Below are 15,921 nucleotides of genomic sequence, written 5' to 3'. Positions count from 1 at the left end.
CCGCCCGAGGCTACGCCCACCACCCGAACTACTGACCGAGCACGGTCTCCCGCCGCAGGAAGGCCAACCGGGACCGCTTCTCGGGCAGATGCACCTCCGGCAGATCGATCTCCGGCAGTACGACGGCCGGCCCGGACTCGAACCCCTGCCGGGTGAACCGCGCGATCGCCTTCTCGTTCCGCTCGTCGGGGTCGACGACCACCCGCCGCCGGTCCAGCGCGACGAACACGTACGACGTGAAGGCCGCCAGCACCGCGGACGACCACCCCGGCCGCGCTCCCGCCTCCCCGGCGGGCGCCAGCAGCACATGGACGCCGATGTCCCCGGGCTGGACGTCGTAGCACTCGCCGACCCGGTCGGCCTCGGGCTCGTACGTCTGCAGCAGCCCGACGGGCTCGCCGTCGCGCACCGCGAGGTAGGCGTGGTGCGTGTCGAAGGCCTCCAGGCCCTCGTAGATCTCCCGGACCTGCTCCTCCGTGAGCCCGTGCATGCCCCAGAACGCGGCCCTCGGTTCCCGCACCCAGCCGTGCACCACGGCGGCGTCGGCCTTCGCGTCCAACGGCAGGATCCGCACGGTCCCGAACCCGTCCACCTCCTGCTCGTGCACGGCCGCACGATCGGCGTAAGACGCACGGGACTCCTGGGACTCCTGGGACTCAACGGTCATGGCGTTTCTCCTCTGTGGTCGACGTCGACGTCGACGTCGTCGTCCTTGGTGAACCGGTCCCAGTCCGTGACGACCGGTACGAGATCTCCCCTGAGCCACAGAGGCAGTTGATCGCGGTGGTGAGGTGACCCGCCGACGCCGGACGCCCCGAACGGCACAACCCAGAGGCTGTCCTCGCGCCGGGCCAGATCCCAGACGTACCGGGCGGCGGGCCCACGTGCGCTGAGGTCGGTGATGCCGGGGACGGCGGAGGTGCAGAGCACACAGTCGTGATCGCCGGCGAGCCCCGGCTCGGGGGCGACGGGAGGACGGCCGTCAGCACCGTCACCGAGACGGCCGTCGGCACCGGCACCGGCACGCTCGTCCGTGCCACCGCCAGGACGCCCGTCCGCGTCGTCGTCCGGGAGCGCACGCCACGGCACGAGCCTGTGGCTGTCGCCCCAGCGCCCCGTACCGAGGCCGGCGACCTCCTCCAGCGCCTCCCGCACGAGCGCGTCCCGGTCGATCCCGTACAACTCCTCGGCCCTCAGCAGATGTTCGAGCGCGAACCCGATCCGCACGGTCAGCGACAGCCACGGGCGAAAGACCTCGGGGTACGTCGGCGGCACCGCGAGCGCCGCGAAGGCGGGCTCCGCGGCGAGCCGCCGTACGACGGCCCCCCGCAAGGCCGCGTACGCCGCCGCGTCGACACTGTCGGCCCCCATCCGCCGATCCCACCGGAGCAGCCGCTCGCGCAGCGCGGCCGCGGCGGCGTCGGTGGTGGTGACGGCGGCCACACGCTCCAACAGGGGTCCGGCGGAGGCCAGATGGGTGTCCATGTGGATCGCGGGCATGTCCGCGGTGGACCACACCCGCTTCTCGTCCAGCAGCGCGCGAATACGTTCCGCCCGGTGCGGCGGAGCGAACTCGACGCCCAACGGGGTCGCCGGGCCACGCTGGTTGGCCATCACCGCGACACCGTCCTCGAACGTGCCGTACGGCGTCTCGTGCCACCCTTCCCACTCGTGCCCCGGCTCCCAGGCCGCGACCACCCGCGTCCGGTTGTCCCGGCTCCGCACCGGCACCCGGCCCGCCACCCGGTGCAGCACCCCGCCCCGCGTGTCCGCGGCCTGCACGACGTTCACCGGCTCGGCCCACCGGTCGAACGCGCGGTCCACGTCGGCGACCTCACGGGCCCGGAGGAGCGGCAGAAGCGCCTCGATCCCGAGCTCCCCGGTGACCCGCGGCGGATACCGGAGACTGAGGGGGCCGACCGGCTCGGAGTCACCCGGGGCGGGGTCGGTGCCGAGGCCCCCGATGACGACCGGCCCCCGAGCGGTCTCGATCACCTCGACCTCGACGGGCTCCCCGCCCGCGACCTCGATGACCTCCACGTGCCGGTGCACGGCCCGCCACACCCCATCGGGGTCCAGCGCCTCGACGACACCTCCGCCCTCCCCGGCCCGGGACCGGTGGCCGGCCTGCTCGCGCACCCTCACCCGCAGCCGCTCCCGGTACAGATCCTGGTAGTCGGCCATGGCGTTGGTGATGGCCCAGGCCACGTCGCCGGTGTGACCGAAGTGGGCGATGCCCGGCACACCGGGGACGGCGAGGCCGACGACGTCGAACTCGGGGCAGGAGAGGTGGATCTGCTGGTAGACCCCGGGCTCCTCGATGAACCGGTGCGGATCACCGGCGATGACGGCCCGTCCGGTGGCCGTCCGGGACCCGTCGACGAGCCACCCGTTGCTGCCGGAGGTGGCGGGCCCGTCGGTGGCGAAGAGCCCGATCGCGTCGGCGCCGAGATGCCGTACGGCCTCCTCGCGCCAGAGCTTGGCGGGGAACCCCGCGAACAGGATGTGCGTGGCGATCCAGACCCCGAGCGGGTGCCAGGCCTCCCAGCGCCCGGGCACGAGCCCGGCACGAGCGAACTCGGGCGCGCGCCGGGCGCCCTCGGCGAGTCCGTCGTTCACGCCCTCCACGTACGCGCGGACCCAGTCGGTGCTCTCCGGGTCCGTACGCTCCAGCCGGGCGAAGCATCTTCGGGCCGTGTCCTCCAGACGCGCCCGTCTCGCGAACCGGTCCCAGCCGAGGGAGTCCACGCCGAGGAAGGCGGCCGAGGTGCCCTGGACGCGGTGGCGTTCGACCTCCAGCTGCCAGGCCCGGTCGAGGGCCGTGACCCGGCCCTGGGCGTGGGCGAGGGCGCGGGCGTCGGCGGCGCGCAGATGCGGAATGCCCCAGGCATCACGGAAAGTCCCGTACGCCGCACGGCTCGCATGACTCGCGCGGGTCGCACGGCTCGAATGGCTCGAATGGCTTGAATTACTCCCCCGAGCATGCCCCCGCACACCGCTGATGTCCCACATCCCTGTATCCCGTCTGTTATTTAGGTTAGCCTCACCTAAGCAATCCGTGATCGAAGCGTACGTGAAGGGTGCGGAAGCCATGGGGCAGGGGCACGGCTGGGAGGGGACGGTCCTCAAACTGCTCCGGGGAAAGGACTTCGTCCTCACTGTGGCCGGTGCGGAACAAGTCACCGAGCACTACCGCCGGATCCACCTCACCGACGGCGGCATGCTCGCGGTCACCGGCGTCCATCCGACGATGTGGGTCCGCCTCTGGTTCGACGCCGCCGGCAAACCGCACCAGCGGGCGTACACCCTCGTGGACCCCGACCCGGCGGCCGGCACCTTCAGCCTGGAGTTCGCCCTCCACAACGGTCACGCCAGCGACTGGGCTCGCGCCGCGAAGCCGGGTGACACCATCGAGGCCACGGTCCAGGGCACCGCCTTCACCGACCCCGACCCGGCCCCCTCCCACCTCCTCGTCATCGGCGACCCGGCCTCCCTCCCCGCCATCAACTCCCTCCTCACCGCCCTCCCCTCGACCCCGGCGACGATCTGGTTCGAGACCCCTACGGACGCGGAGGCGACCCGCGAGACGCGGACCTCGGGGCCGGTGGGAGCGTCCAGGGCCGTCCGCTCGGGGAGGGAAGCCGGCCCAGGGCGGGAGGGCGGCTCTGGGCCGGAAGCCGGCTCGGGGACGGGCGCTGTCCCTGGCGCCGGTGGCCTCCCCTTCCGTGTCGATCCCTCACGCCACGACGTCCGCCCGATCTCCCGTCAGGACGCCGGCGCACGGCTGATCGCCCAAGTGAAGGCCGACATCCCCGCCCTGCTCGCCGACACCCCCGACCCCTACGTCTGGATCGCCTGCGACACTGCGACGACCCGTTCCCTGACAGCACACTTCCGCAAGGAACTGGGCCTGCCGAAGCAACGCATCCACGCCCTCGGCTACTGGCGCCCCTGACGACGCCCGACGCCCCGTCCTCCTCCCCACCACACACACGACCGCGCCCAGGTCCGTCGCCCCGGTGAAGCCGATCCGGGGCCAGGCTGCGGCCCGGCGGGTGACGGGTGATCATCGGGGCATGAACGTCACCCTTCACCTCGCCCAGGATCCCGAGGCGGACGACCTCCTCGGCCGCAGTCCCCTCGCCGCGCTGGTCGGCATGCTGCTGGACCAGCAAGTACCGATGGAGTGGGCGTTCAAGGGCCCCTGGACCATCGCCCAACGCCTCGGCGCCGACGACCTGGACGCCCACGAGATCGCGGCGAGCGACCCGGAGTCCTTCGCCGCGCTGCTGTCCACCAAGCCCGCGGTCCACCGCTACCCGGGCTCCATGGCGAAACGGATCCAGCAGCTGTGCCAGTACCTCGTCGAGCACTACGACGGTGACGCGAGCGCGGTCTGGCAGGACGTGACGACCGGCAAGGAGCTCCTCGCCCGCCTCGAAGCCCTGCCCGGCTTCGGCCACCAGAAGGCCCAGATCTTCCTGGCCCTCCTCGGGAAACAACTCGGTGTCCACCCCACCGGCTGGCGCGAGGCCGCCGGCTCGTACGGCGACCCCGACTCCTTCCGCTCCGTGGCCGACATCAAGGGACCCGAATCCCTGGCCAAGGTGCGCGCGCACAAACAGGAGATGAAGGCAGCAGCCAAAGCCGCGAAGGCCTCCGGCAAGTAACGGGCGCCTGGTCGCCCCCGGCAGCCTGAAATAGAGCGGAGCCGGTCAGGCACGCGGGGGCCGGGCGGCCCGGGGCGGCTTGCAAGAGCGGAAGGCCGGAAGGCTTGGGAGCGCGGAAGGCCGGAAGGCCGGAAGGCCGGAAGGCCGGGGCCCCAAAAGCCGAAAGGCAAAGACCTGGAGGACTCGGAAACTCGGAAACTCGGAAGCCAGGAGGTCGGGGCTCGGGAGGCCCGGGCTCTCGGGCTCTCGGGCTCTCGGGCGCCCGGAAGAGCACAAGGCCGGAAGGCCACGAAATTCCTGGAAGCGCGGAAGGCCGGAAAGCCGGGGCCCCAAAAGCCGAAAGGCCAGGGGCCTGGGGGGCTCGGAGGCTGAAGCCAAGAGGCCGGGAGGCCCGGGAACCGGCGCTCGGAAGGCCGAAACGCCGAGGGCACGGGAAGCACGGGAGTGTAGGAGGCCAGGAGGAGCCCGGGGGTCAGGGAGCCGCCGGGGTGATCGCCAGGCCGCCGGGGTGGCCCGTCGGGGTGGCCTCTCGGCCGTAGAAGGAGCCGCCCGGCCGCCGGTACCGGGCGACAGCGACACCGCCTCGCCCGCGGCCCCCGCCTACCCCCACCCCCAACTCTCCCCCTCCCCCACCCCCTTCCCCGTACGCCGACCGAGCGGTTCCCCGGCTTCACCCGGTACACGTACACCCGCTCCTGGAAAACATCCCCCGTGCACCCCATCGCCCGCTCCCGCCCCACGGACACCCCGTGTGCCCGAGTCAGGCGGTACGCCCGGTGCAGGGTCTGGCTGAGGGTGCTCGCGCTGACCATCGTCCTGCTCATCCCCACCGCCCACGCCGCCACCCACGCCGCTCCCTCCCTTCCGCTCATGCTGTCGAGCGAACTCCCCGCGGCCGAGTGCGACCTGCTCGAGAGCGCCCCCGGACCGCAGAACCGCTCCACGCCCCGCCCGGTCGCCCCACCTCGCTCGGCCCCGGTCGGGTCCCCCCGCCCCGCACCGACGCCCTCGCCCGGTCACCACCTCCACCCCGTCCCACCCTGGCCCGGGCCCACGTACGCCCTGCACGCCCTGCGCTCCGTGGTCCTCCGCTGCTGAGCGAGCCCCAGCTCACTCGACCCGCAGACCACACCTCAAGCACAGGACAGGAGACCCCCCATGCCCGCAGACCACTACACGGTCCTTCGCGCGCTCCTCCAGGCAGAGGCTCATCGCAGCGCCCCCGCCACCAAGCCGGAATCCGAACGGACATCCGAACACTCCCGGGCCGGCGACACCGACAAGCAGCCGCGGCGGGACCCGAACCACGGCTGACCCGACGCCGATGCCTCAACTCACCCAGGTGAAGCGCCCTGCACCCCACCAGCTCCAGGGCGTTCACCCCCCACTCACACCGGAAGCCCGGCCGAAATCCGGGCGATCCAGGCGAAGACCGGAAGAACCGCGGATGGGCTGCCCACGAGCGCCGAGAATTCCCGACACCCCGCACAGCGCCCCCTTCGCGCCCCCAAATGGCCCCACCGAGCGCCCATGACCACCACCGAACCCCCACAGAATTACCTTTTTGCCCCACTTCGCGGCGCCTTTTCGGGGGGCGCACTCCGTCGCCATGGCTGCGCCCGGAACGTCTGGACCGGTAGGCTTTCCGTGTGATCTTCAAGCGCATCGGAAACGGCCGGCCGTACCCCGACCACGGCCGGGAAAGCACCCGGCAGTGGGCGGACGTCGCGCCGCGCCCGGTCCGCCTCGATCAGCTTGTGACGACCAAGGGGCAACTGGACCTGGAGACCCTCCTCGCCGAGGACTCCACCTTCTACGGCGACCTCTTCGCGCACGTGGTGAAGTGGCAGGGCGATCTGTACCTGGAGGACGGCCTCCACCGCGCGGTCCGCGCCGCCCTCCAACAACGCCAGGTGCTCCACGCGCGCGTCCTCGAACTGGACTAGTAGACTGTCGCGACTAAGTGTCGTTATGGTTGGTGGAGTTGGTGTCGGGCAGGCTTCGCTTGATGCTTCCGTCCGGCCGGGCAGGGGGTGCTGTGTCCTCGCAGAAGAAGTATCCGGTTGTCTTGAGTGCCGAAGACCGTCGGGCGTTGGAGCGTGTGACGACGACGGGGGTCCGCAGCGCGTCGATGATCAGGCGGGCGCGGGTGCTGCTCGCGTTGGACACCTCGGCCGGCGAGGTCGCTCCGCGGGCGGTGATCGCGGAGCGGGTCGGGGTCTCGTGCGATTCGGTCCGCCTGATCTCGAAGCGGTATGCGGAGACCGGCGGCGATGTGTGGGCCACGGTCGGCCGGAAGGAACGCGCACTGCCGCCGGTGCCCTCCCCGGTGACCGGCGAGGTCGAGGCAAGACTGATTGCGCTGGCCTGCTCGACGCCGCCCGAAGGACACGCCCGCTGGTCGCTGCGCCTGCTGGAGAAGCACGTCGCGCTGGCCGAGGACATCCCGGATCTGGACCACTCCACGATCGGGCGGGTCTTAAAAAAACGGAACTGCGCCCTCACGTGAAGAAGTGCTGGACCATCCCGCCGGCCGCGAACGCGGCCTTCGCCGCGGCGATGGAGGACGTCCTGGCGGTCTATCACCGGCCCTTCGACCCGGCGCGCCCGGTGGTGTGCATGGACGAGAAGCCGTACCAGCTGCTCGGCCACGTCCGTGATCCGCTCCCCGCGCGGCCGGGCCGTGACCGGCGCGAGGACAACGAGTACGTCCGCTCGGGGACCTGCTCGATCTTCTGCTGGGTCGAGCCGCTGCGCGGATGGCGGCGCGTGGACGCGCAGTCCCGCCGGACCAGGGTCGACTGGGCGCACCAGGTCGAGCACCTGCTGACCGTGGACTATCCCGACGCCGCCACGGTCGTGCTGGTGATGGACAACCTCAACACCCACACCACCGCCTCGCTCTACGAGGCGTTCGACCCGGCAAAGGCCTTCGCGCTGGCCCAGCGCCTGGAGATCCACCACACCCCCAAACACGGGTCCTGGCTCAACATCGCCGAGATCGAGCTCTCCGCGCTCACCCGTCAGTGCCTGGACCGCCGCATCGACGACCTCACCGTGCTCAACACCGAACTCGCCGCCTGGCAGCAGCACACCAACAGCAACCAGCGCCAAGTCGACTGGCACTTCACCACCGACGACGCACGCGTGAAACTGCGCCACCTCTACCCAACCACACGACGAAATTAAGCCGCGACAATCTACTAGTGCCGCATCGGGCAAGGTTCGCCCTGCTACGGCCACCGCCGGGGCCCCCTGCGTGGCGCCCGGCTGGCTGTGTGGGCGGCCGATCGCTTGTCGGTGGGAAGGTACGTTGCCGGAGTGATCCTTCCGACGGTCAATGAGGTACGCGCGCTGCACGAGCGGTACGCGCCATCGCATGAGGCGCTGGACTTCGTCTTCACCCACTGCGAAATCGTCTGCGGCATCGCCGAACAGCTTGCGGCACAGACAGACCTCCCCCTCGACGCCGACCTCGTCCGTGTTGGCGCCCTGCTCCACGACATCGGCGTCTACCGGCTATACGACCAGGCCGGTCGGCTCGATCACCGCAACTACATCCGCCATGGCGTCCTCGGCCACGAGATCCTCCAAGAGGAGGGCTTCCCGGAGCGCCTGCGCCGCTTCTGCTCCTGCCACACGGGAGTTGGTCTTACCCGGCACGACATCCACGAACAGAAGCTCGCCATACCCGAGGCCGACTATCTGGCCGAGACCATCGAAGAGCAACTGGTCATGTACGCGGACAAGTTCCACAGCAAGACGACCCCACCTACGTTCCTCACCGCCGACTCCTATGCCGCGCACGTGGAGAAGTTCGGCGCGGACAAGGTCCACGCATTCGATCTTCTGCGTGCCCGGTTCGGCGAACCCGACCTGACCTCAGCCAGGGCGCGATATGGCCACGCGCAGGCCTGAGGTCGGCAGCGTCGTGTCAGATAGCTCGCGCCTAGCTAGTACTCCACGCTCGGCGGTTCCTCCCCCGCGCCCGCCCGACCGCCGTAGGCCTGACCGCCGTAGGCCCATCGACGTGTGGCCCCACCGCCCGTAGGACCATCGGGGCGCTTGGCCCCATCGGCCGTCAGCCCATCGGCGTTTAGCCCACCGGCCCGTCGGCCCACCGGTCTGTTGGCCCTTTCGGGTTGGACTGCAGCGCGGTGAATGATCATCTAGTAGGCATCGCCGCCCAACGGCACTACGCTGCGCCCATGAGCATGCTGACTCCTCCCGGCATGGGCGGCCAGTACCGGATCACGGGGGACAAGTACCCGAGGCTGCGCCGGCCCAGGAGGCGCCGCAGGCTCGTCCTCGCGGTCGTCGCGTCCACGGCCGCACTCGGCCTCGTCGGCTGGGGAACCCTGCAGCTCATCGACGTCTTCACCGGCGACGAGGACCAGGCCGCGGCGGCCGGCCCCAAGGCCGACTGCGCGACCAGGGTGAGCCCGTCCCCGAAGGCGAGCGGATCAGCCGGGAAGTCCGGCAAGGCCGACAAGGGCAAGGCCGACAAGCCCGGTCCGTCCGTGAACGGCTTCCCCGCGCCCGGCAAGATCACCGTCAACGTCCTCAACGCCACGCCCCGCGCGGGCCTCGCCAAGGACACCGCCGACGAGTTGAAGAAGCGCGGTTTCCGCATCGGCAACGTGGGCAACGCGACCAAGGAGTACGACAAGAAGGTCAAGGGCGCCGCGCTCCTGCTCGGCTCGAAGGCCGCCGAGGACGCGGCGCTGCCGGTCCTCAACACCCAGCTCACCGGAGCGCGGCTGAAGACCGACGGCCGTACGAAGGCCACCGAGGTGGACCTGATCATCGGTACCGGCTTCAAGGCCCTCAGCAAGCAGAAGGACGCCGACAAGGCACTGGCCGACCTGACCAGCCCCGAGCCGACGCCCACCACGACGAGGACCTGCTGAGGCGGAACCCCGCTCCGGCTGCTCGGCGGGCTACTCGGCGGCGCCGTACAGCCGGTCGCCCGCGTCTCCCAGGCCCGGCACGATGTAGCCGTGCTCGTTGAGGCGCTCGTCGACCGCGGCCGTCACGACCGTCACGGGGGCGCCGGCCAGCTCGCGCTCCATGACCTCGACACCCTCGGGGGCGGCGAGGAGCACCACGGCGGTCACGTCGTCGGCACCGCGGGCGATCAGCTCACGGATCGCGGCGACGAGGGTGCCGCCAGTCGCGAGCATGGGGTCGAGGACGTACACCTGGCGCCCGGAGAGGTCCTCCGGCATGCGGGTGGCGTACGTGGAGGCCTCCAGCGTCTCCTCGTTGCGGATCATGCCCAGGAAGCCCACCTCGGCGGTCGGCAGCAGCCGGACCATGCCGTCGAGCATGCCGAGGCCGGCCCGCAGGATCGGCACGACGAGCGGGCGCGGGTGGGAGAGCTTGACACCGGTGGTCGCGGCGACCGGCGTCGTGATGTCGACGAGCTCGGTGCGCACGTCCCGCGTGGCCTCGTAGGCGAGCAGGGTGACCAGTTCGTCGGCGAGACGACGGAAGGTCGGGGAGTCGGTGCGCTGGTCGCGCAGCGTGGTGAGCTTGTGAGCGACCAGGGGGTGGTCGACGACATGGAGACGCATGTCCACAACAGTAACCGGGGCGGCACGCGCGAGCGCCCCCGCACGGTCCGCCCTTCCCGATGGCATCAAACCCGCCATCAGAGGGAAAGTGGGATGAACAGAGCGGCGCCCGAACGAGCCGAGACCCGACGTTCGCCCACTCCGGAACCGCCGCCGATCAGCAGCCGACGGCCGAGCGGGGGCACATGACCGACAAGCCAGCACGAGCGGCGGGCGGGACCGCGCGGACCAGGGGCGGACCGGGCGAGGCGCCCCGTCGACGCGGGCAGGCCTCGGACCGTGCGACCCAGGGGGTTGAGGAGATGGCGGGAGCGGCAGAGAGCACACGCGAGACCGGCTCGGAGAGCGACGCGGCGCGACGGCGACGGCGGGCGCAGTTCCTGCGGGAGCTGACGGAGGCGCGGGAGCTGCGCGACCGCGTCCAGCCCCGCCGCGCCAAGGCCGCGCGCCTGCGCCACGCCATGCGCATGCGCACGTTCCGCTGGTGACCGAGGGGCGCCCCGCCCTCCGGGCCCTTCCTCGCCCTTCCTCCGGCCCTCGCCCCGCCCCCACCGCCGTCCCCGGCCCTCCGCGGACGCGCCCATGGGGCCCATGCGTCGGGTTCGTGGGGTATGTGTGGGGCGTTCACGGGGTGGTCGTGCATATGCGGCCAGGAACTGCGCGTACGATCCGCTGGTGGCGGCAACAGGTGCGCAGGTGAACGGCGGACCCACCGGCGATCAAAAGAGCCGGACACAGGGAGCCGAAGACGTCCCCTGTGCGCTCTGTTTCTGCCACGATTCCGAGTGGGTGGGGCTCGGACCGCAAGCCTCCCCACCCACAACCTCCGCCGGGGGGACCCCCGACCGGCACACCTATGACCAGTGGGAGAGTCACGGTGTACTTCGCCGCACTGCTCGCGCGCACCGAAGACGGGTGGGAAGCGAGCGACACAGAGCTCGACGATGTGGAAACCCTGTCGGATCTGGCCGACCTGGCCCGTGAAGCCTCGCCCGACGACGACACGGTGCTGGTGCTCATCGAGCAGGAGGACGCGTGGTTCGGCGTCGTCCGCATCGATGGCGAGGACGACCCTCGTATCTACGTGTCGGACGCCGCCGCCGCTGCCCGCAGCAGCTACGGCGAGATCCTGCTCACCGACGAACTGCTCGGGAAGGAGCCCGGCGACGACGACGCCGACCTGGAATCCCTCGACCTGGACGGGACGGAGGACGGCGATCCGGACGACGATGACGACGACGACACGGGCGCCGAGACCGTTCCGCACAGCCCCGTCGGCGACACCGAGATCCTCGACGACCTGGGGGTGAGCGAGAAGGAGCTGCGTGCTCTCGACGCCGACGACGCCCTCAACTCGATCGCCGAGGCCCTCGGAGCATCGGAAGTCCTGGAGACGGTCCGCTGACTCCGCCGTACCCGCCGGGAGTCTTCCGCCGGTGACCGAGGCAACCGGAGCGACCGGAGCGGACGCATCGGGCGGGATCGATCCCGTGCGCGACCGGTGGCGGGCCGCGATGCGGCTCGCCCTGGTCGAGGCCGGGCGGGCCGCCGAGGGCGGTGACGTCCCGGTCGGCGCGGTCGTCCTGGCCCCGGACGGCACGACCGTACTGGCCGCCGGACACAACGAACGCGAGGCGACCGGCGACCCCACCGCGCACGCGGAGGTGCTCGCCGTCCGCCGCGCCGCCGCGGCTTTGAGCGATTCAGCGGCGCGCAGCGCCTCCGGCAAGGGTGGTGGCGGGAGACGGGCGGGCGAGTGGCGGCTGACCGGCTGCACCCTGGTCGTCACCCTCGAACCCTGCACGATGTGCGCGGGCGCCCTGGTGCAGTCGAGGGTCGACCGTGTGGTCTACGGGGCGCGCGACGAGAAGGCCGGAGCCGCCGGCTCCCTCTGGGACGTCGTACGCGACCGCCGTCTCAACCACCGCCCCGAGGTCGTCGAGGGGGTCCTCGCCGACGACTGCGCCCGTCTTCTCACTGACTTCTTCCGCGCCCGCTGAGCCCCACCGACACCGGGCTCCGCCCCCGCCCGATACCGATTTCAAAGCACGCCCCACCTTGCTGTAAGGTCTCCCTCGGTAGCGTGTCCGAGCGGCCGAAGGAGCTCGCCTCGAAAGCGAGTGTGGCGCAAGTCACCGAGGGTTCAAATCCCTCCGCTACCGCTGGAGAAGGGCCCCGTCGTCAGACGGGGCCCTTTCTGCGTTCCCCGGCTCCGCCGCCTCTCCTACGAACGCATGATCGGGTTACACTCGCCGCCGACAAAGGGGGACCCATGGGGCCCACAGGGCACAAGAGGCGGGGGAGGCCGCGGTGGCGGTGCAGGGGAAGAAGATCGCACTGTACGTGCTCGTGGTCTTCGTGGCCTACGTGATCATCACGGACCCGAGAGGGGCCGCCGGCTACGTCCAGATAGGGTTCGAGGGCATATCCAACGCCGCTGGGGCCATCGGCGACTTCTTCACCTGGATCGCCGACGGGGCCCAGTAGCCCGCGCGGCCCCGGCCGCCGCTACCCCAGTACCTCGTACGACCGCTCCGGAGCGCCCATGATCCGCCACCTGGTCCTCTTCAAGCTCAACGAGGGCGTCGAGCGCGACGACCCGCGGGTCGTGAAGGGTGTGGACGCGTTCCGCGCGCTGGACGGCACGATCGGCGAGATCCGCTTCTGGGAGCTGGGCTGGAACGTCAGCGACCGCCCCATCGCCTACGACTTCGCGATCAACTCCGCATTCGACGACGCGGACGCGCTGCGGACGTACGTCGAACACCCGGACCACCAGGCGGGCGTGGCGCTGTGGCGCGAGTTCGCGACGTGGATCATCGCCGACTACGAGTTCTGAGCCGCGCCCGCCCGCGCTGGACTGCACCCTCTCGTTCTCAGCCGCACCCACTTCCGCGGTCCGGCTTCGCCCTTCCCCGACGCCTTTCCGGCGTTCGTCCCTCACGTCTTCTCCGCCCCTCGCTCCCGCAGCGCGGGGCTTTTTTCTCAACACGGCGATATGCGGTGCTTGATCACAGTGCACATGTCTTGTGATGCTATGACCGCTTTTGACGGTTGAGTTGATGGATGAAGAGGTGGCGTTGACCGTGTCGGCCAGTACTGCGCCTCCCCAGGAAGACGTCCCCGCTCCCGATGCCGCACCGGCCCAGGTCACCAGCCAGGCCACGGCCCCCGCCCCGGAAAAACGTCGCGGCGCCGACACCCGGGCCCTCACCCAGGTCCTGTTCGGCGAGCTGAAGCATCTCGCGCCGGGCACTCCGGAGCACAACCGCGTGCGCGGGGCGCTCATCGAGGCGAACCTCCCGCTCGTGCGCTACGCGGCCGCCCGTTTCCGCTCCCGCAACGAGCCCATGGAGGACGTGGTCCAGGTCGGCACCATCGGACTGATCAACGCGATCGACCGTTTCGACCCCGACCGCGGCGTGCAGTTCCCGACCTTCGCCATGCCGACCGTCGTCGGGGAGATCAAGCGGTACTTCCGCGACAACGTCCGCACGGTCCACGTCCCGCGCCGGCTGCACGAGTTGTGGGTCCAGGTGAACAGCGCGACCGAGGACCTCACCACCGCCTTCGGCCGCACCCCCTCCACCGCGGAGATCGCCGAGCGGCTGCGCATCACCGAGGAAGAGGTCCTGTCCTGCATCGAGGCGGGCCGCTCGTACCACGCGACCTCGCTGGAGGCCGCACAGGAGGGCGACGGGCTGCCGGGGCTGCTGGACCGGCTCGGCTACGAGGACCCCGAACTCGACGGGGTCGAACACCGTGACCTCGTACGGCACCTCCTCGTCCAACTCCCCGAACGCGAGCAGCGGATCCTGCTGCTCCGTTACTACAGCAACCTCACGCAGTCGCAGATCAGTGCCGAGCTGGGGGTCTCCCAGATGCATGTGTCGCGGCTGCTGGCGCGGAGCTTCGCGCGGCTGCGGTCGGCCAACCGGATCGAGGTGTAGGGCTCCGCCCGGCCGCCGGGTGCCTCTGCGCCTGCCGGGTTTATGTCGCTTTGCGGGCGCGGGTGCGTTCGAGGCCGGTCGCGCAGTTCCCCGCGCCCCTTCAGGGCGTTCACACGTGACCCTCGGTAACAAGGAACCGTCCACCCCTTCCCGGATGGACCATGGGGCACGCGGGGCGCACGATGGCAGGCGGGGCGCACAGAATCGGCCAACGGTACGCGTGCGCAGGCCATGGGCGTGACCGAATGCGCTGTCGAGATGTCACCAGTGAGAGCGAATCGCTCACTGAGGCTCTTTCAGGTCGATCCGCTCTGAAATCCCATCAGAACGCCTTTTTCCAGGGCCTATTCACCCTCTCCATGTCGACATGTCACTACATCGCGTTGCCGACGTGTGACATTCTTCCCCCAGCGCGTTTGCCGTGGCCTCGCCGCCGGTATTCAGGTGGAGGCTGCGTTCCTTACGACGGGAGCGTCCGCCGCGACCGTCCGCGACCCAAAGGGGGTGGCATGTCCGCAGACCAGGGCAGCTCGAAGGTGCTCACGCTCGCCAAGAGCGAAACCGCGCCCGAAGCTATCCAGGCCCCTCAGGACCTTCAGGCGCTCGAGGGCCTTCCCGGTCCCCAGGCTCCGCCGGCGTCTGAGTTCCCGGCCTTGTCGGCCTCGGCGAACATCGACACCCGCACCCTGTCCCGCTCCCTGTTCCTGCGGCTCGCCGCGTTGGACGAGAACAGCCCCGAGCGCGCCTACGTCCGGGACACCCTGATCGAGCTCAACCTCCCGCTGGTGCGTTACGCCGCCGCACGTTTCCGGTCGCGCAACGAACCGATGGAGGACATCGTCCAGGTCGGCACGATCGGCCTGATCAAGGCGATCGACCGCTTCGACTGCGAACGGGGCGTGGAGTTCCCGACGTTCGCGATGCCGACGGTCGTGGGCGAGATCAAGCGCTTCTTCCGCGACACGTCATGGTCGGTCCGGGTGCCGCGGCGGCTGCAGGAACTGCGGCTGGCGCTCACCAAGGCCAGTGATGAGCTCTCGCAGAAGCTCGACCGCTCGCCGACGGTCACCGAACTCGCCGCGGTGCTGGGCGTCTCGGAGGAGGACGTGGTCGACGGCCTCGCCGTCGGCAACGCGTACACGGCGTCCTCGCTCGACTCCCCGGCGCCCGAGGACGACGGCGGCGAGGGCTCCCTCGCGGACCGCCTCGGCTACGAGGACACGGCGCTGGAGGGCGTGGAGTACCGGGAGTCCCTGAAGCCGCTGCTGGCCAAGCTGCCGCCGCGCGAGCGCCGGATCATCATGCTCCGGTTCTTCGCGAACATGACGCAGTCCCAGATCGGCGAAGAGGTCGGCATCTCCCAGATGCACGTCTCCCGGCTCCTGACCCGGACCTTGGCGCAGCTCCGCGAGGGCCTGATCTCCGACTGAGGCCGCGTCCGCCACGCGTTGACGCGTGACCGCCGGGCTGCCGAGTTCCAGGGCAGCCCGGCGGTCGGCGTGTGAGCGCACGCGGCTGCGGGCGCCTATTCAGCTGCCGGTGCCCACTCGGCTGCCGGGTACGCCTGGTTGCCTGCCGGGTGCGGTGCGGTGCGTTGGTGGGTGCGGGTGGTTCGTGGTTGCTCGCGCAGTTCCCCGCGCCCCTTAGAGACAAAGACCAGGCCCTGCGGGCCTGAAAGACGGCGGAGCTGCGGCCGATGAAAAGCATGGGGCGCAGCCCCTGATT

Annotated in this window: 19 protein-coding genes and 1 tRNA gene; 17 read left to right on the top strand and 3 right to left on the bottom strand. The window is 70.6% G+C overall.

Going from position 1 to position 15,921, the window contains the following annotated elements:
- Window positions 1-28: 28 nt before the first annotated feature.
- Window positions 29-667: a GNAT family N-acetyltransferase gene (locus P8T65_RS24025; RefSeq protein WP_316727297.1), complete on the bottom strand. Its 639-nt coding sequence runs from the start codon at window positions 665-667 to the stop codon at window positions 29-31.
- A complete protein-coding gene (locus P8T65_RS24020) occupies window positions 664-3,012 on the bottom strand; it encodes a penicillin acylase family protein (protein ID WP_316727296.1) in 2,349 nt (782 codons plus the stop codon). Before P8T65_RS24020 ends, P8T65_RS24025 begins: the two co-directional genes overlap by 4 nt.
- 79 nt (window positions 3,013-3,091) lie before the next feature.
- Here P8T65_RS24020 and P8T65_RS24015 point away from each other — a divergent pair, with 79 nt between their 5' ends.
- From P8T65_RS24015 to P8T65_RS23975, 9 genes are all read left to right on the top strand, one after another.
- On the top strand, window positions 3,092-3,955 hold the full coding sequence (locus tag P8T65_RS24015; RefSeq protein WP_316731691.1) for a siderophore-interacting protein: 864 nt from the start codon (window positions 3,092-3,094) through the stop codon (window positions 3,953-3,955).
- 121 nt (window positions 3,956-4,076) lie between these two features.
- The gene (locus tag P8T65_RS24010; protein WP_316727295.1) at window positions 4,077-4,670 is read left to right on the top strand and encodes an HhH-GPD-type base excision DNA repair protein; all 594 of its coding nucleotides are present in this window, start codon (window positions 4,077-4,079) and stop codon (window positions 4,668-4,670) included.
- 711 nt (window positions 4,671-5,381) lie between these two features.
- Window positions 5,382-5,768, top strand: coding sequence for a hypothetical protein (locus P8T65_RS24005; RefSeq protein ID WP_316727294.1), 387 nt, complete (start codon window positions 5,382-5,384; stop codon window positions 5,766-5,768).
- Between the two features lie 60 nt (window positions 5,769-5,828).
- Complete coding sequence (locus P8T65_RS24000; protein WP_316727293.1) at window positions 5,829-5,984, top strand: hypothetical protein; 156 nt, start codon at window positions 5,829-5,831, stop codon at window positions 5,982-5,984.
- Between the two features lie 335 nt (window positions 5,985-6,319).
- Window positions 6,320-6,616 (top strand): type II toxin-antitoxin system VapB family antitoxin, encoded by a 297-nt coding sequence (locus P8T65_RS23995; protein ID WP_003999914.1) that lies wholly within the window; start codon window positions 6,320-6,322, stop codon window positions 6,614-6,616.
- A 155-nt stretch (window positions 6,617-6,771) separates the two neighbouring features.
- Window positions 6,772-7,179 (top strand): helix-turn-helix domain-containing protein, encoded by a 408-nt coding sequence (locus P8T65_RS23990; protein WP_316731502.1) that lies wholly within the window; start codon window positions 6,772-6,774, stop codon window positions 7,177-7,179.
- Window positions 7,176-7,859, top strand: coding sequence for an IS630 family transposase (locus P8T65_RS23985; RefSeq protein WP_316724412.1), 684 nt, complete (start codon window positions 7,176-7,178; stop codon window positions 7,857-7,859). The genes P8T65_RS23990 and P8T65_RS23985 overlap by 4 nt, the downstream gene beginning before the upstream one ends.
- A gap of 132 nt (window positions 7,860-7,991) precedes the next feature.
- Window positions 7,992-8,588 (top strand): HD domain-containing protein, encoded by a 597-nt coding sequence (locus P8T65_RS23980; protein WP_316727292.1) that lies wholly within the window; start codon window positions 7,992-7,994, stop codon window positions 8,586-8,588.
- A 314-nt stretch (window positions 8,589-8,902) separates the two neighbouring features.
- Window positions 8,903-9,580 (top strand): LytR C-terminal domain-containing protein, encoded by a 678-nt coding sequence (locus P8T65_RS23975; protein ID WP_316731690.1) that lies wholly within the window; start codon window positions 8,903-8,905, stop codon window positions 9,578-9,580.
- A 30-nt stretch (window positions 9,581-9,610) separates the two neighbouring features.
- On the opposite strand, the gene upp is transcribed toward P8T65_RS23975, so the two are convergent.
- Window positions 9,611-10,246, bottom strand: a complete 636-nt coding sequence (gene upp / locus P8T65_RS23970) for a uracil phosphoribosyltransferase (RefSeq protein WP_184892106.1) — start codon at window positions 10,244-10,246, stop codon at window positions 9,611-9,613.
- Between the two features lie 302 nt (window positions 10,247-10,548).
- Here upp and P8T65_RS23965 point away from each other — a divergent pair, with 302 nt between their 5' ends.
- The 8 genes from P8T65_RS23965 to P8T65_RS23930 all read left to right on the top strand — a co-directional run bounded on the left by P8T65_RS23965 (window position 10,549) and on the right by P8T65_RS23930 (window position 15,626).
- Window positions 10,549-10,734: a hypothetical protein gene (locus tag P8T65_RS23965; RefSeq protein ID WP_184898289.1), complete on the top strand. Its 186-nt coding sequence runs from the start codon at window positions 10,549-10,551 to the stop codon at window positions 10,732-10,734.
- Between the two features lie 389 nt (window positions 10,735-11,123).
- Complete coding sequence (locus P8T65_RS23960; protein ID WP_316731689.1) at window positions 11,124-11,651, top strand: hypothetical protein; 528 nt, start codon at window positions 11,124-11,126, stop codon at window positions 11,649-11,651.
- A gap of 109 nt (window positions 11,652-11,760) precedes the next feature.
- A complete protein-coding gene (tadA, locus tag P8T65_RS23955) occupies window positions 11,761-12,246 on the top strand; it encodes a tRNA adenosine(34) deaminase TadA (protein ID WP_316731688.1) in 486 nt (161 codons plus the stop codon).
- Window positions 12,247-12,323: 77 nt separating this feature from the next.
- Window positions 12,324-12,408: transfer RNA gene (locus P8T65_RS23950), tRNA-Ser, on the top strand.
- A 148-nt stretch (window positions 12,409-12,556) separates the two neighbouring features.
- The gene (locus P8T65_RS23945) at window positions 12,557-12,733 is read left to right on the top strand and encodes a hypothetical protein (RefSeq protein ID WP_184892104.1); all 177 of its coding nucleotides are present in this window, start codon (window positions 12,557-12,559) and stop codon (window positions 12,731-12,733) included.
- Between the two features lie 58 nt (window positions 12,734-12,791).
- Entirely contained in the window at window positions 12,792-13,085 is a 294-nt protein-coding gene (locus P8T65_RS23940; RefSeq protein WP_045562519.1) for a Dabb family protein, read from the top strand.
- 223 nt (window positions 13,086-13,308) lie between these two features.
- Entirely contained in the window at window positions 13,309-14,196 is an 888-nt protein-coding gene (locus P8T65_RS23935; protein ID WP_184892100.1) for an RNA polymerase sigma factor SigF, read from the top strand.
- A 509-nt stretch (window positions 14,197-14,705) separates the two neighbouring features.
- Window positions 14,706-15,626, top strand: a complete 921-nt coding sequence (locus tag P8T65_RS23930) for an RNA polymerase sigma factor SigF (RefSeq protein WP_184892098.1) — start codon at window positions 14,706-14,708, stop codon at window positions 15,624-15,626.
- The last annotated feature ends 295 nt before the right edge of the window (window positions 15,627-15,921 follow it).

The organism is Streptomyces sp. 11x1 (assembly GCF_032598905.1).
In the GTDB taxonomy this organism is placed as follows: domain Bacteria; phylum Actinomycetota; class Actinomycetes; order Streptomycetales; family Streptomycetaceae; genus Streptomyces.
The sequence above is the reverse complement of the archived record's forward strand: the minus strand, read 5'-3'. Positions and strand labels throughout refer to the sequence as shown.